The 13,560-nt window shown below is 70.0% G+C and carries 14 protein-coding genes; 11 read left to right on the top strand and 3 right to left on the bottom strand.

The window, feature by feature from the left end:
* Positions 1–80 precede the first annotated feature (80 nt).
* The 3 genes from ABZ664_RS36240 to ABZ664_RS36230 all read left to right on the top strand — a co-directional run bounded on the left by ABZ664_RS36240 (position 81) and on the right by ABZ664_RS36230 (position 2,890).
* Positions 81–1,112 carry an iron-siderophore ABC transporter substrate-binding protein gene (locus ABZ664_RS36240; RefSeq protein ID WP_362520870.1) on the top strand — a complete coding sequence of 344 codons (1,032 nt, stop codon included), beginning with the start codon at positions 81–83 and terminating at the stop codon, positions 1,110–1,112.
* Positions 1,113–1,188: 76 nt separating this feature from the next.
* Positions 1,189–2,463, top strand: coding sequence for a lysine N(6)-hydroxylase/L-ornithine N(5)-oxygenase family protein (locus ABZ664_RS36235; RefSeq protein WP_362520867.1), 1,275 nt, complete (start codon positions 1,189–1,191; stop codon positions 2,461–2,463).
* 121 nt (positions 2,464–2,584) lie between these two features.
* Positions 2,585–2,890: a hypothetical protein gene (locus tag ABZ664_RS36230; protein ID WP_362520861.1), complete on the top strand. Its 306-nt coding sequence runs from the start codon at positions 2,585–2,587 to the stop codon at positions 2,888–2,890.
* 96 nt (positions 2,891–2,986) lie between these two features.
* Here the strand turns inward: ABZ664_RS36230 and ABZ664_RS36225 are convergent, their stop codons facing one another.
* Positions 2,987–3,397 (bottom strand): DUF2000 domain-containing protein, encoded by a 411-nt coding sequence (locus ABZ664_RS36225; protein ID WP_362520855.1) that lies wholly within the window; start codon positions 3,395–3,397, stop codon positions 2,987–2,989.
* A gap of 66 nt (positions 3,398–3,463) precedes the next feature.
* On the opposite strand from ABZ664_RS36225, the gene ABZ664_RS36220 reads away from it, so the two are divergent.
* From ABZ664_RS36220 to efeB, 6 genes are all read left to right on the top strand, one after another.
* Positions 3,464–4,294 carry an AraC family transcriptional regulator gene (locus ABZ664_RS36220; protein WP_362520849.1) on the top strand — a complete coding sequence of 277 codons (831 nt, stop codon included), beginning with the start codon at positions 3,464–3,466 and terminating at the stop codon, positions 4,292–4,294.
* An 80-nt stretch (positions 4,295–4,374) separates the two neighbouring features.
* Positions 4,375–5,160: an SDR family NAD(P)-dependent oxidoreductase gene (locus ABZ664_RS36215; RefSeq protein ID WP_362520846.1), complete on the top strand. Its 786-nt coding sequence runs from the start codon at positions 4,375–4,377 to the stop codon at positions 5,158–5,160.
* Positions 5,150–5,803 (top strand): TetR/AcrR family transcriptional regulator, encoded by a 654-nt coding sequence (locus ABZ664_RS36210; protein WP_362520843.1) that lies wholly within the window; start codon positions 5,150–5,152, stop codon positions 5,801–5,803. The genes ABZ664_RS36215 and ABZ664_RS36210 overlap by 11 nt, the downstream gene beginning before the upstream one ends.
* A 181-nt stretch (positions 5,804–5,984) precedes the next feature.
* On the top strand, positions 5,985–6,836 hold the full coding sequence (gene efeU / locus ABZ664_RS36205) for an iron uptake transporter permease EfeU (RefSeq protein WP_362520840.1): 852 nt from the start codon (positions 5,985–5,987) through the stop codon (positions 6,834–6,836).
* Positions 6,837–6,857: 21 nt separating this feature from the next.
* Positions 6,858–8,003, top strand: a complete 1,146-nt coding sequence (gene efeO / locus ABZ664_RS36200; RefSeq protein ID WP_362520837.1) for an iron uptake system protein EfeO — start codon at positions 6,858–6,860, stop codon at positions 8,001–8,003.
* Between the two features lie 28 nt (positions 8,004–8,031).
* Positions 8,032–9,285, top strand: coding sequence for an iron uptake transporter deferrochelatase/peroxidase subunit (efeB, locus tag ABZ664_RS36195; RefSeq protein WP_362520834.1), 1,254 nt, complete (start codon positions 8,032–8,034; stop codon positions 9,283–9,285).
* 42 nt (positions 9,286–9,327) lie between these two features.
* Here the strand turns inward: efeB and ABZ664_RS36190 are convergent, their stop codons facing one another.
* Together ABZ664_RS36190 and ABZ664_RS36185 are read right to left on the bottom strand one after the other, a co-directional pair.
* Positions 9,328–9,939: a helix-turn-helix domain-containing protein gene (locus ABZ664_RS36190; RefSeq protein WP_362520831.1), complete on the bottom strand. Its 612-nt coding sequence runs from the start codon at positions 9,937–9,939 to the stop codon at positions 9,328–9,330.
* Complete coding sequence (locus tag ABZ664_RS36185) at positions 9,940–11,592, bottom strand: MFS transporter (RefSeq protein WP_362520828.1); 1,653 nt, start codon at positions 11,590–11,592, stop codon at positions 9,940–9,942.
* Between the two features lie 110 nt (positions 11,593–11,702).
* Here ABZ664_RS36185 and ABZ664_RS36180 point away from each other — a divergent pair, with 110 nt between their 5' ends.
* Positions 11,703–12,344, top strand: a complete 642-nt coding sequence (locus ABZ664_RS36180; protein WP_362520825.1) for a TetR/AcrR family transcriptional regulator — start codon at positions 11,703–11,705, stop codon at positions 12,342–12,344.
* The gene (locus ABZ664_RS36175; protein WP_362520822.1) at positions 12,341–13,498 is read left to right on the top strand and encodes an acyltransferase family protein; all 1,158 of its coding nucleotides are present in this window, start codon (positions 12,341–12,343) and stop codon (positions 13,496–13,498) included. Before ABZ664_RS36180 ends, ABZ664_RS36175 begins: the two co-directional genes overlap by 4 nt.
* Positions 13,499–13,560: the final 62 nt, after the last annotated feature.

The raw sequence follows: 13,560 nt of genomic DNA, 5'->3' as shown, positions 1-13,560 counted from the left end.
GGCCGCCAAAGATTGTTAATTTAGGTGAGGCTAACCTAACTATTAAGGCCCTCTCGGGCCTCGGAAGGACACCCGTACCCATGCGCGACACGATGCGCCGCCTGGCCGCGACCGGAACGCTGCTGCTCGGCCTCGGCCTGGTGGGCGCGTGCGCCGGTGAGAGCGGCGGAGCCGAACAGCCCGCCGCGAACGCCCCCGCGGCCCAGGCCGCCCCCGGATTCCCGGTCACCATCACGCACAAGCTCGGCACCACCACGATCGAATCCGCCCCCCAGCGCATCGTCGCCCTCGGCGAGGTCGACCAGGACACCCTGCTCGCCCTGGGCGTGCAGCCCGTCGCCATGGCGGAGCTCACCGGCATCCAGGACGACGGACTCACCCCCTGGAGCGCCCCGAAGATCTCCGGCACCGCGCCGACGCTGCTGAAGGCCGGGGAGGCGGGCTTCTCGATCGAGCAGATCGCCGCGCTAGAACCCGACCTGATCCTCGCGGGTGGCGACTACTACATCGACAAGGAGTACGCCAACCTCTCCCAGCTCGCGCCGACCACCGCCTACGAGACCGGTCCCGCGGAGGACTCCTGGCAGGTGGTGGCCCGCCAGGTCGCCAAGGCGGTCGGCAAGGCGGACGAGGGGGAGAGGCTCGTCGCCGACGTCGAGGCGAAGATCGCCTCGGTCAAGACCGTCCACCCCGAACTGGACGGTAAGAGGTTCGCGCTGACCAGCGTCTTCCCCTCGGGGAACATCGGCGTGATGAAGTCCGACACCGACATCAGCGTCAAGCTGCTGGGCCAGTTCGGGCTAGCGCTGCCCGAAGAGATCAAGGCGCTTCCCGGGGAGGGCTTCGCGGCCGAGCTGAGCATGGAGAAGGTGAAGGTCCTCGACGTCGACCTGCTGCTCAGCCACTACAACGACGACGCCGCCACGCAAAAGAAGATCGAGGCCAACAAGCTGTTCGCCGGCCTCGACGTGGTCAGGCGCGGCTCGTACGTGCCGCTGGACCTCAAGGCGTTCTGGCCGCTGCGCACACCGACGCCGCTCGCGGTCCCCTACGTGATCGACCAGGTCGTTCCCCGGCTCGCCAAGGCGGCCAAGGCCGCGGGTGCCGCCTGAAACACCCCCGTTCCACACCGCCCCCGCCGCCGTCCCGGCCGCGGGGGACCACCCCTTCAGCACGTGAGAGGCGAACATGTCGAGCCCGGTCTATGACGTCGTGGGCATCGGTTTCGGCCCTTCCAACCTCGCGCTCGCGGTGGCCCTGGAGGAGGAGTACGGCTCCGGGGTGAACGCGGTCTTCTTCGAGAGGCAGCCGAGGTTCGGCTGGCACCGCGACATGCTCATCGAGGGCGCCACGATGCAGGTCCACTTCCTCAAGGACCTGGTCACCCTGCGCAACCCCGCCAGCCCCTACTCCTTCCTGTCCTATCTCCAGGAGAAGGGGAGACTGGTCGACTTCATCAACCACAAGACCATGTTCCCCACCCGGCTGGAGTTCCACGACTACCTGGAGTGGGCCGCGTCCTCCTTCGCCGGCCTGGTGCGCTACGACTCCGAGGTCGTCGCGGTGCGCCCGCACGACGACGACGCCCTTGAGGTCGTCGTGCAGCACGGCGACGAGCTGCACACCTGCCTGGCCCGCAACCTCGTGATCGCGGTCGGACTCGACCCCGTACTCCCCGATGGGGTACGGCAGGGCGAGCGGATCTGGCACACCGAGGAACTGCTGACCCGGCTCGAAACCCTCCGCGGGCGCGAGCCCACGCGGTTCGTCGTGGTCGGTGCCGGGCAGAGCGCGGCCGAGGCCGTCGAGCACCTGCACCGCACCTACCCGTCCGCGGAGGTCTATGCGGTCTTCACCCGGTACGGCTACTCGCCGGCCGACGACAGTCCCTTCGCCAACCGCATCTTCGACCCGCAGGCCGTCGACCACTTCTTCACCGCACCCGAGGAGGTGAAGCACATGCTGCTCGCCTACTCCCGCAACACCAACTACTCGGTGGTGGACCTCGACCTCATCGACGAGCTCTACCGGCGCTCCTACGCCGAGAAGGTCGCCGGGGTCCAGCGGCTGCGCATGCTGAACGCCTCCCGCCTGCTCGGCGTGCACGACGACGGCGACACCGCCCGCGTCCGGGTGTGCTTCCTGCCCACGGGCGAGGTGAGCACGATCGAGGCCGACGCGGTCGTCTGCGCCACCGGCTACCGCGAGCGCGACCCGCGAGACCTGCTCGGCGAGGCGGGCGAGCACTGCCTGGCGGGAGAGAGGGGCGAACCGCGGGTGGAGCGCGACTACCGGGTCGCCACCGTTCCCGGGCGGACCTGGGGCGTCTACCTGCAGGGGGCGACCGAGGGCACCCACGGGATCGCCTCCTCGCTGCTGTCCATGACCGCCGTCCGCACCGGGGAGATCGTGCGCTCCATCGCCCGGCGCTCGGCGCAGGTCCCCCAGGGAGCCGAGCCGTAACCGCCCGTGTGCGGCCTGCGGTCTCGTGTCGTCCCGACACGGGGCGAGCGGTTACGTGACTCTCTGTATTTGTTTGATTACCTTTGGTGGCGTTGTGTTCCACAGGTAACCGGGGAGAGTCATGAATACCTTCATCCGCAGTGCCGGTATCGGCCTGGCAGGGGCGGTTCTGGCCGGCACCGGCCTGTTCGGCGTGCTACCCATGACCGCCGCCCACGCCGCGTCGCCCCAGGTCGCACCGGCGACGGTCTGCTCGGACACGGTCGAGGACGGCTGGATCTGCTTCCTGCGGTACTGCGACAACTATTACTGCTACTACGACTGCTATCCGACCCTGACCGCGCGCAACAAGGGTGAGAGGCCTTCCGAGACCGTCCGCATTCCCAAGCCCGAGGGGAAACCTCCCGCGCAGATCAACAAGCCCTGACCGGGTGAGCCGTGCGGAGGCGGACCGACCGGGTCCGCGTGGCCATGCCGTCCGCACCGCGAGGGTTCGCGGTGCGGACGGGGGCTCCACCTCGGCTCAGGGGTGCAGGGCGAGCCCCTTGAGCACCTTGTCGACCCCGTTGCGCGGCCCGTGCACCGCGAGCCCGACCAGGCGAAGCTCGTCGGAGGGTACGGCGCGCACCGCGGCCCGGTTGTCCTCGTCGTGGTCGGTCTTGAACAGCTCCTCCGTGTACAGGGCCACCTCCAGCCCGCGTGCCAGCGCACGGGCGTGCGCCACGGCGAGACCTGCGCCGTCCGCGGCGTAGACCAGGACGGGCTGGCGGAACATCGCCAGATAACGGTTGCCGGATCCGTCGGCGTACGGTTCGCCCATCACCTCGGGCCCGCCGCCCGCCACACCGCTCGCCAGGAACGCGGTGACGTTGAGCTTCTGCCAGACGGCGAGGTCCGCGCGCACCACAATGCCGATCTTCGTGTCGAAACGCATGCCAGGCAGCATCGCCGGAACCGCCTCGCCGGGGCTTGAACGCTCGTGCGGCGCGAGAATAGGTCCATGTCCGGTGACTGGTCGCGCTACTGGCGCTCGCCCCGGCTGGGGCTGGAGGCGATGCACGCCCACTTCGAGCGGCACACCTACCACCGGCACAGCCACGAGACCTACTCCTTCGGGATCACCGACGACGGCCGGCAGGCGTTCACCTGCCGGGGGGCGGGCCACACGAGCACGCCGGGGATGGTGATGGCGTTCAACCCGGACGACCCGCACGACGGCTGGGCGGCCGACGAGCTGGGTTTCACCTACCGGATCGTGCACATCGGCCCCGAGCTCGTCTCCGCCGCGCTGGCCGGGGTCGCGGACCGTGCGGTCGGGCTGCCGCTGTTCGCAGAGCCGGTCGTCCACGACCCGGTGCTCGTAGGAGGGCTGGGCCGCCTGCATGCCGCGCTCCTAGGCGGAGCCCCGGCCCTGGTCGCGGACGAGCTGCTGGACGCGGTCATCCCCGCCCTGGTCCGCCGCGCGGCCCTCAGCGGTCCCGTCACGAGGGGCCCGAGGTTCCGGGCGGGAGGCCGGGGCGCGGCGGGCCTCGCGAGGCGCGTGGCGGAACTGCTGGAGGACGACCACCGGACCGACCACACCGCCGACTCCCTCGCCGCCCTGTCCGGATCCAGCAGGTTCACCGTCTATCGGGCCTTCCGCGCGGCGTACGGGATGGCGCCGAGCGAGTACCAGCGGCAGGTCCGCCTGCGCGCGGCTCGCGGGCTGCTGTCTCGGGGCCTGCCGATCGCGGACGTCGCCGCGGAGACCGGCTTCGCCGACCAGAGCCATCTGACCCGCTGGTTCGTCCGTTGCTACGGCATCACCCCGGGCGTCTACCGCCGAGGATGAACCGCCGGACCGTCAGCGGGTCCTCGTCCGGCGGTCAGTCGATTCTAGAGAGACTCTCTAGAATCGACTACGATTTCGCTATGAGACCTACCGTCGTCATCACCGGTGGCAGCCGCGGGATCGGTTTGGCCACGGCCGAGGAGTTCACCCGTCGTGATCACCGGGTGGTGCTCGTGGCCAGGAATCCCGCGGCGGCGGGCGAGGCCGCCCGGCTCGGCGCCGACCTGGTCACCGGAGACCTCTCGACGTGCAAGGGGGTCCGGGCCGTCGCCGAGGCGCTGGCCGAAACCTGCCCGAGGCTCGACGTGCTGGTCCACAACGCCGGGATCTGGCCGGCGGCGCGGCGGCTCACCGAGGACGGATTCGAGGAGTCCTTCGCCGTCAACCATCTGGCGCCCTTCCTGCTCAACCATCTGCTGGAGGATCGCCTGAGCGGAGTCGTCCAGGTCACCGCGGGCCTGTACGGTACGGGCCGGGTCGATCTCGCGCGCACCCCGACCGGTGCGGACTTCTCCCCGCTGCGGACCTACGCCACCACCAAGCTCTGCAACCTGACGCTGATGCCGCTGTGGGCCGAGCGCTGGAGGCCGCGGGACATCACGATCGACGCCGTCCATCCCGGAGTGATCAGGACCGGGCTCGGTGACCGGAGCGGTCTCGCGGGGGCGCTGCTGAAGGTCGCGAAGCGGCTGTGGAAGGCACCGGCCGACGGCGCGGCACCGGTCGTACGGCTCGCGCTCGACCAGGCCGGCACCGGACGGTACTTCGACGTCGACCGCGAGCTGCCTCTCGCCCCGGTGGCCGCCGATCCCGCACAGGCGGAGAGACTGTGGGCGCAGGCGGCGGAGCTGACCGGTGTCGCCTAGACAGCGGCGCGGCGAGGAGACCCGGGAGCGGCTGCTGGCGGCGGCGCTGGAGCTCTACGCGGAGAAGGGCGTCGACGGCTTCACCATGACGGCGGTGACCGCCACGAGCGGTGTCAGCGTCGGAAGTCTCTACCACCACTTCGGCAGCTTCGACGGGCTGGCGGCGGCCCTGTACGCCCGCTGCCTGGCCGACCTGCTCGACGCCCTCATCGCCGCGCTCGACGCGGTGCCGCCGGGGCGGGCGGGAGGCCCAGGCGAGGGCACCGAGGCACGGGCCGCCGCCGGTATCCGGGCCGTGGTCACCGGATATCTCGATTTCACCCGCGAACACCGGGCCGCCGCGCGATTCGTCCACGCCTCCGCCTACGCCGACTTCCTGACCGCGCACACGGGTTCGATCGCGGCGGAGAAGGCGCCCAGACTGACCGGGATCCAGGGCTGGCTGCGACCGTACGTCGAGGCGGGGCTGGTCGTGGGACTGCCCGACGAGCTGATCGAGATGCTGGTCATCGGCCCGGTCGCGGAGACGGCCCGCCGCTGGCTGGCCGGGGCCCCCGGCATCGACCTGGACGAGGCGTCCCGGCTGCTTCCCGAGCGGATCTGGCGATCCCTGCGGGATCCCGGGGCGCCGGCGCCGAGATAGGAGAGGGCGCTCACCCACTGCATCTGGAACGTCCTGAGCCGGTGTGAACCTTTGACCGCACACATACGGCGATATCGCCGTCTCGTTCACGTCTTACAGCCCTCGGTGGGAATTACCTCCTTGCGAAGAGTAAGGTTGCCCTGCCCTAATTTAGGTAAGGCTTTCCATCTATGGAGTGACGGTGTTCGCCAGCTACCTCATCGGATTGCGCGAGGGCTTGGAGGCCACGCTCGTCGTCTCCGTGCTCGTCGCGCTCCTCGTCAAGAGCGACCGGCGCGACCGGCTGCCCCTCGTGTGGGCCGGGGTCGGGGCCGCCCTCGTCCTGTCGGTCGCGTTCGGCGCGCTGCTCACCTTCACCGTCGCCCATCTGGAATACCGGCAGCAGGAGTTGTTCGAGGCGATCACCTCGCTGCTCGCCACCGCGTTCGTCACCTGGATGATCTTCTGGATGCGGGGCGCCGCCCGGACGATCTCCGGCGACCTGCGCGCCAGGCTGAGCGAAGCCCTGGAGGTCGGTGCGGTCGCGGTGGTCGTGATGGCCTTCCTCGCCGTGGCACGTGAGGGCCTGGAGACCGCGCTGCTGTTCTTCGCCTCCGTGCAGGGGGCGACCACCACCGCCGTCCCGCTGATCGGGATCAGCCTCGGCCTGCTCACCGCGGTCGCGCTGGGCTGGGCCATCTACCGAAGCGCGATGCGGATCAACCTGTCCAAATTCTTCACCTGGACGGGCCTGCTGCTGATCCTGGTCGCCGCCGGCATTCTCAAGTACGGCGTGCACGACCTGCAGGAGGCCGGTGTCCTGCCGGGCCTGTCCACCTACGCCTTCGACATCAGCGGCGCGTTGCCCGCCGACTCCTGGTACGGCGCCCTGCTGTCCGGGATGTTCAACATCACCCCGCAGCCGAGCGTGCTGGAGACGGTGGCCTGGGCCGCCTACGCGGTGCCCACGTTCATCCTCTTCCTGCGGCCGCGGCGCGACCGCCCGACCCCGTCAACCGTCGCCCCCTCCACCGACCCGCAGCCCGCGGGCTGAGACTTCCCGAACAGGACGATCATGCGTACCTCTCTTGCCGTCGCCGCGGGCGTCCTCGCCCTCGCCGGTCTCGCGGCCTGCTCCTCCGAGCCCACCGCCGCTCCGGGCGCGGGCACCTCCGCCGCACCGGCGAAGGGCGGCCCCATCGCGGTGGCCGCCACCGATACCGAGTGCAAGGTCGCCGTCACCGAGGTGGCCGCGGGCACCTCGACGTTCGCGATCACCAACGGCGGCACCAAGGTGACCGAGTTCTACGTCTACGCCCCCGGCGACCGGGTCATGGGCGAGGTGGAGAACATCGTGCCGGGCCTCACCCGCGAGGTGATCGTCGAGCTGCCGACCGGTAGCTACGAGACCGCCTGCAAGCCCGGCATGATCGGCAAGGGCGTCCGCGGCCCGCTCAAGGTCACCGGCGAGCACAAGCCGCTCAGCGACGACGCCCAGCTCGCCGGGGCGACCGCGAGCTACAAGCGCTACATCAAGTCGCAAAGCGACACCCTGCTGGTCAAGACGCAGGAGTTCGTCGACGCGGTCAAGGCCGAGGACATCGAGAAGTCCAAGGCGCTCTTCCCGGTCTCCCGCACCTACTGGGAGCGGATCGAACCGGTCGCGGAGATCTTCGGGGATCTCGACCCGGCCATCGACGCCCGGGAGAACGACGTGGCCGAGGGGGAGGAGTGGACCGGCTTCCACCGGATCGAGAAGGACCTGTGGGTCAAGAAGGACGTCAGCGAGGACGGCCCGATCGCCGACAAGCTGATGGTGGACATCAAGACCATCGTGGAGCAGTCCAACTCCGCCGAGCTGTCGCCGGTGCTGCTCGCCAACGGCGCCAAGGGCCTGCTCGACGAGGTGGCCTCCGGGAAGATCACCGGCGAGGAGGACCGCTACTCGCACACCGACCTGTGGGACTTCGACGCCAACCTGCAGGGTTCCAAGGCCGCGGTCCAGGCGCTCCGCCCCGTTCTGGAGGAGCGCGCCCCGGAACTGGTGAAGACGCTGGACGAGAAGTTCGCCGGGGCCGAGGCGGCGCTCGGCGCGCACCGGAAGGGCGACGGCTGGAAGTTGCACACCGAGCTGTCCAAGGACGACCTGAAGAAGCTGTCGGACGCGATCAACGCACTCGCCGAGCCGATCAGCAAGATCGCCGCAGTGGTGGCGAAGTAACGATCGTCCCAGCTGGAGGAGGGGTTCGGTGAGCGAGCGGATCAGTCGCAGGAAACTGTTCGGCATGGGGGCGGCCGGCGTGGCGGCCGCCGGCGCGGGTGTGGTCGCGGTACGCGGGATCGGTGGCGAGCCGGTTCCCACCACGGTCGCCGCCGTCTCCGACGCCGTCCCCTTCTACGGCGAGCACCAGGCGGGCATCGTCACCCCGGCACAGGACCGGCTGCACTTCGTCTCCTTCGACGTGACGACCGACAAGAAGGCGGAGCTGGCCGAGCTGCTGCAGGAGTGGACCGCCGCTGCGGCGCGGATGACGCAGGGTCAGGAGGCGGGCACGTTCGGCGCGATCGGCGGCCAGCCCGAGGCGCCCCCCGACGACACCGGTGAGGCGCTCGGCCTGCCCGCCTCCGGGCTGACGCTCACCGTCGGCTTCGGCGGGGCGCTGTTCGACGACAGGTTCGGGCTCGCCTCTCGCCGGCCGGCCGCGCTCGCCGACCTGCCGCACCTGCCCGGTGACGCGTTGCTGCCGGAGATCTCCGGCGGCGACCTGTGCGTGCAGGCGTGCGCGCACGACCCGCAGGTGGCGGTGCACGCCATCCGCAACCTGGCGCGGATCGGCTTCGGCCGGGTCTCGGTGCGCTGGTCCCAGCTCGGCTTCGGCCGCACCTCGTCGACGTCGCGCGCGCAGGCGACGCCGCGCAACCTGATGGGGTTCAAGGACGGGACGGCCAACCTCAAGCTGGAGGACGTGGAGCTGCTGAAGGAGCAGCTGTGGGTGGGACCCGGCGACGGCGCCGACTGGATGACCGGGGGCAGCTACCTGGTGACCCGCAAGATCCGGATGATGGTCGAGACGTGGGACCGGGCGCCGCTGGCCGAGCAGGAGCAGATCTTCGGCCGGGACAAGGGAGAGGGCGCCCCGCTGGGCAGGAAGAACGAGTTCGACGCGATCGACTTCGAGGCGAAGGGCGCCGACGGTAAGCCGCTCATCCTCGACGACGCGCACGTGCGGCTCGCGCACCCGTCCCACAACGGCGGTGCTCGCCTCCTGCGCCGCGGCTACAACTACGTGGACGGCTCCGACGGGCTGGGCCGGCTGGACGCCGGGCTCTTCTTCATCGCCTACCAGCGCGACCCGCACCGGCAGTTCGTCACCGTGCAGCGCTCCCTGGCGGGCAAGGACTCCCTCAACGAGTACATCAAGCACGTCTCCAGCGGCCTGTTCGCCTGCCCGCCGGGCGTGCGCGACGCGGGCGACTACTGGGGCCGCGCCCTGCTCTCCTGACCACCGAGGCCAGGGCTGAAGCGCACCCGGTGAAGTGGAGGGTCAGCGCAGGGTCCGGCAGAACATGTCGAGGGTGATCTCGATGATCTCGGTCGTGTCCTTCGCGCCGGTCTCGCCGGAGGACTCCGAGGCGAGGCGTCGGGTGCCCGCGCGCAGTACGCCCCAGGCGAGTTCGGCCCGCAGGGCGGGGTGGTCGTATCCCGCCTCACGGAGCACCTCGCAGAGCGGTTCGATGAGCGACGCGTGCAACTCCTCCAGGCGCGCCAGGCACTCGGCCGGCAGTCCGAGCGTCTGCATCGCCGGGACCAGCGCGTAGTCGGTACTGCCGACGAACTCGAGCGCGACCCTGCCGTACGCCACAAGCCGCTCGTCGAGTGGGGTGGCCGATCCGCCGGGCGAGGGGTCCGCCACGGTGGCGCGCAGACGGCCGGCCCAGCGGGGGAAGCCCTCCTCGGTGAGCTGGGCGAGGATGTCGGCGGTGGAGGAGAAGTAGCGGTAGACACTCGATCGGGCCAGGCCGATCCGGGCACCCACCGCCGCCGGGGTGAGCGCGTGCACACCTTGCGCGGCCAGGATCTCGCGCGCCGCCTCCAGTAGGGCGGCGTGCTGATTGGCTCGGTGGTCGGCGACGGTCGCCGCGCTGATCCTTGGCATCTACACCTCCTGTCGGCGCCCTCCGCCGTCCGGCTCGGGCGTCCCCGTTCCGTCACGGTCATTCTCCCCGTCTTCTTCCCCGTCCGCGCCCTCACGGCCCCGGGTGGGAGCGGCGGTACGCGGGAGCAGGAACGTGAAGCCGAGCCCGGCCAGCAGGATCAGCCCGGTGATGACCGGCACCCTGCGGGTCGCCTCGGTGGCACCCGCGACCGCCGCCGCGTGGACGGCAGGATCGCTCAGCCCCGGGATGGCCGCGCCACCGCTCTCCCGCACGGCGTTCGCCACGCTCGTGCGGACCTGCTCGGGGTAGGAGGCCATGGTCTTCTCGACCGACGAGCCGAGTCCGGTGACGAGCACGCCGCCCAGGATGGCGACCCCCAGCCCCGCACCGACCTGGCGGATCGCGCTCTGCAACCCGGAGGCCTGGCCCGCCTGCCGGGCGGGTACGTCGGCCATCAGCACGCTGGTGAGCTGGGCCGTGGCGAAGCCGATGCCGAAGCCGTAGACGACCATCCAGGGCACGATCCGCCACACGCTCATGTCGGCCTCCAGGGAGAGGCCGAGGCCGATGGCGCCCACGACCTCCAGGGCGAGGCCGATCTGCACGACCGTCCGTGAACTCACCTTCCTGGTCAGGGCGGGGACCGCACCGCCGGCGAGGAAGGTGCCCACGGCGAGGGTGGCGATGACGAGGCCGGCGGTGAACGCGCTGTACCCGAGCGCCGCCTGCAGGAACAGCGGCAGCACCAGGATCACGCCGAACTCGCCCAGCGCCACGATCATCGCGGTCATCGAGCCGTAGCGGAAGCCGGGCAGGGTGAACAGCGTCAGGTCGATCAGCACGGGACGCCCGGCCCGCCTGCGTCGCCGCTCCAGCAGGATGAAGACGGCTATGGCCAGGATGCCGACGCCGAACGCGAAGGGCACGGGGGAGACCTCCTCGAACCGCAGTCCGAAGAGTTCGGCGGCCCGCAGGGGAGTGAGCCAGCCGTACTTCTGCCCCTCGATGAGGCCGAAGACGATGGAGAACATGCCCAGCACGATCAGCACGATGCCCAGCGGGTCGTGGCCGGTGGTCCGATCCTCACGGGAGGCGGGGATGCGCAGTGCGCCGAGCAGGACCAGCGCACCGATGGGCAGGTTGATCCAGAACGCCGCGCGCCAGCCGTAGTCGGTGACCAGCCAGCCGCCGACCAGTGGTCCGATGGCGGCCATACCGCCGATGATCGAGCCCCAGATCGCGAATCCGATCACTCGCTGCCTGCCGAAGTAGGTGGAGTTGATGATCGCGAGCGTCATGGGCGTGGCCATCGCGGCGCCCACTCCCTGGATTCCCCGGGCCGCGATCAGCATCGCGCCGCTCCCCGCGATCGCCGCCAGCAGGCTCGCCAGCAGGAAGACCACGATGCCGGCGGCGAACAGCTGCGGCCTGCCGCGCTGGTCACCGATGCGGCCAAGCGGGATGAGCAGGGACGCGAACACCAGCAGGTAGAGGGAGTTGACCCACTCCACATCGGTGACCGTGAGCCCTAGATCGTCGATTATCGCCGGAACGGCGACGTTCACGATCGTCGCGTCGATGACGATCATCGACACACCGACCGCGAGCACGAAGAGAGGCAGCCAACTTTGACGAGAATTTGGCGACGACATGTCGCGAACTATAGCAACACGATGTGGCTATCTACCCGGACGCGTCCTGTCCCCGAATTTCCGCGCCCCGTCGGGTTGCGGCCTCTGGCCGTTCGCACTATTTTTTGACCATGCGGCCAAAAAATAAGTCGGGTGGCCAAAAATCGTTCATCGAGGAGGCCCGCCGCAAGCAGATCGTCGACAGCGCCATCGAGACCTTCACCGAGCTTGGCTACGCCAACACCTCGCTGGCGCGTATCGCCGAGCGCGCCGGGATCAGCAAGGGCGTGATCTCGTACCACTTCGCCGGCAAGACCGAGGTGATGGAGCAGATCGTCGAGCGGGTCTACCACGAGATCGCCGATTTCGTCCTGCCGCGGACGGACGAGGAGACCACGGTGGCCGGCGAGCTGCGGGCGAGCATCCGCGCCGTCGCCGAGTACATGCGGGGCCACCGTGCCCAGCTGCTCGCCCTCGGAGAGATCTTCAACAATCTCCGCACCCCCGACGGCAGGCCGCGCTACGGCATCGCCTTCAACGAACCCATCTACGAAGCACGGGAGGCGCTGTTCCGCCGCGGCCAGGAAAGCGGCGAGTTCCGCTCCTTCGATCCCCGCGTGATGTCCGTCACCGTGCAGGCCGCGATCGACGACATGTTCGCCTACTGGGTGGCCCACCCCGGCCACGACCTGGAAGCGCACGCCGAAGAACTGGCAGACCTGTTCGAGCACGCCGCTCGGGCCGAACCTCGTGGAGAGACGTCGAATCGATGACACAGTCCGTCAACCGGCCGACCGCGCCGCCCGGCACGTACCCGCGGCTCCTCCACGTCGACAACCTGCGCACCGCCCTGATGGCACTCGTGGTGGTCCACCACTCCGTGATCGCCTACAGCAACGTCCCGCGCTGGTACTACATCGAACCCCCGACCGACTCCTCGGGAACGCTGCTGGACATCCTGCTCGTGCTCAACCAGGCGTTCTTCATGGGCGCCTTCTTCCTCGTCTCAGGGCTCTTCGTGCCGGGCTCCTACGACCGCAGGGGGACCCGGCGATTCCTGAGGGAGCGGCTGCTGCGCCTGGGAGTCCCGCTGCTGCTCTGGCTGCTGGTGCTCCGTCCCCTGGTGACCGTCGGCCAGTACACCGCCGCGAGAGACGCCGCCCTCCAGCGGGGGAGTGAGCTGCCCTACTGGCAGTTCTACCTGCGCTCGTTCACACCCGGGCCGATGTGGTTCGTCGAGGTGCTGCTGGTGTTCAGCGTGCTCTACGTCCTCTGGCGGCACCTCACCGGCGAGGACCGGCGCGCATCCGAACCGGCCCCGGCCACAGGGCGGGCGCCCGGCGCCGTCGCGATCGTCGGGTTCACCGTCGGACTGGCCCTCGTCACCTACCTGTGGCGCATCGTGGTGCCGATGGGGATCTCCGTGCTGGGGTTGCCCTCACCCGCCTACCTGCCGCAGTACGTGGCACTGTTCGTCGTCGGGCTGGTCGCGGCCAGGCGCGGCTGGCTGGAGGGCCTCTCCAGAACGGCCGGCCGGGCCGGGTTCGCCGTCGCGGCCGTCGCCGCGGTCGTGCTCGTCCTCTGCCTGATCTTCGCGGGAGAGGGGATCCTGGGCCACGGCACCCCGGCGTCCCTGATAGCGGCAACCTGCGAGTCGGCGCTCGCCGTCGGCGTCATCCTCGGCCTGCTGGTGCTGTTCCGGGAGCGGCTCGGCCACCAGGGACGCCGCCGCCGGTTCCTGTCGGCGCACGCCTACGCCGTCTACGTCATCCATCCGGTCGTGCTCGTCGCACTGGGCCACGCCCTCCGCGACGTGCAGGCGCCCGCGGTCGCGAAGGCCGCGTTGCTCACCGCCCTCGCGCTGCCGCTGTGCTGGGCGACGGCGTACCTGGTCCGCGCCCTGCCCGGTGCGCGCAAGGTCCTCTGAACCGGGTAAATGAGCTGGGCAGGTGCGGGGGGATAAGGTGGCGATCAACAGCGATGACGGAG

This window comes from Streptosporangium sp. NPDC006930, from assembly GCF_040635605.1.
Classification (GTDB): Bacteria; Actinomycetota; Actinomycetes; order Streptosporangiales; family Streptosporangiaceae; genus Streptosporangium.
The sequence above is the reverse complement of the archived record's forward strand: the minus strand, read 5'-3'. Positions and strand labels throughout refer to the sequence as shown.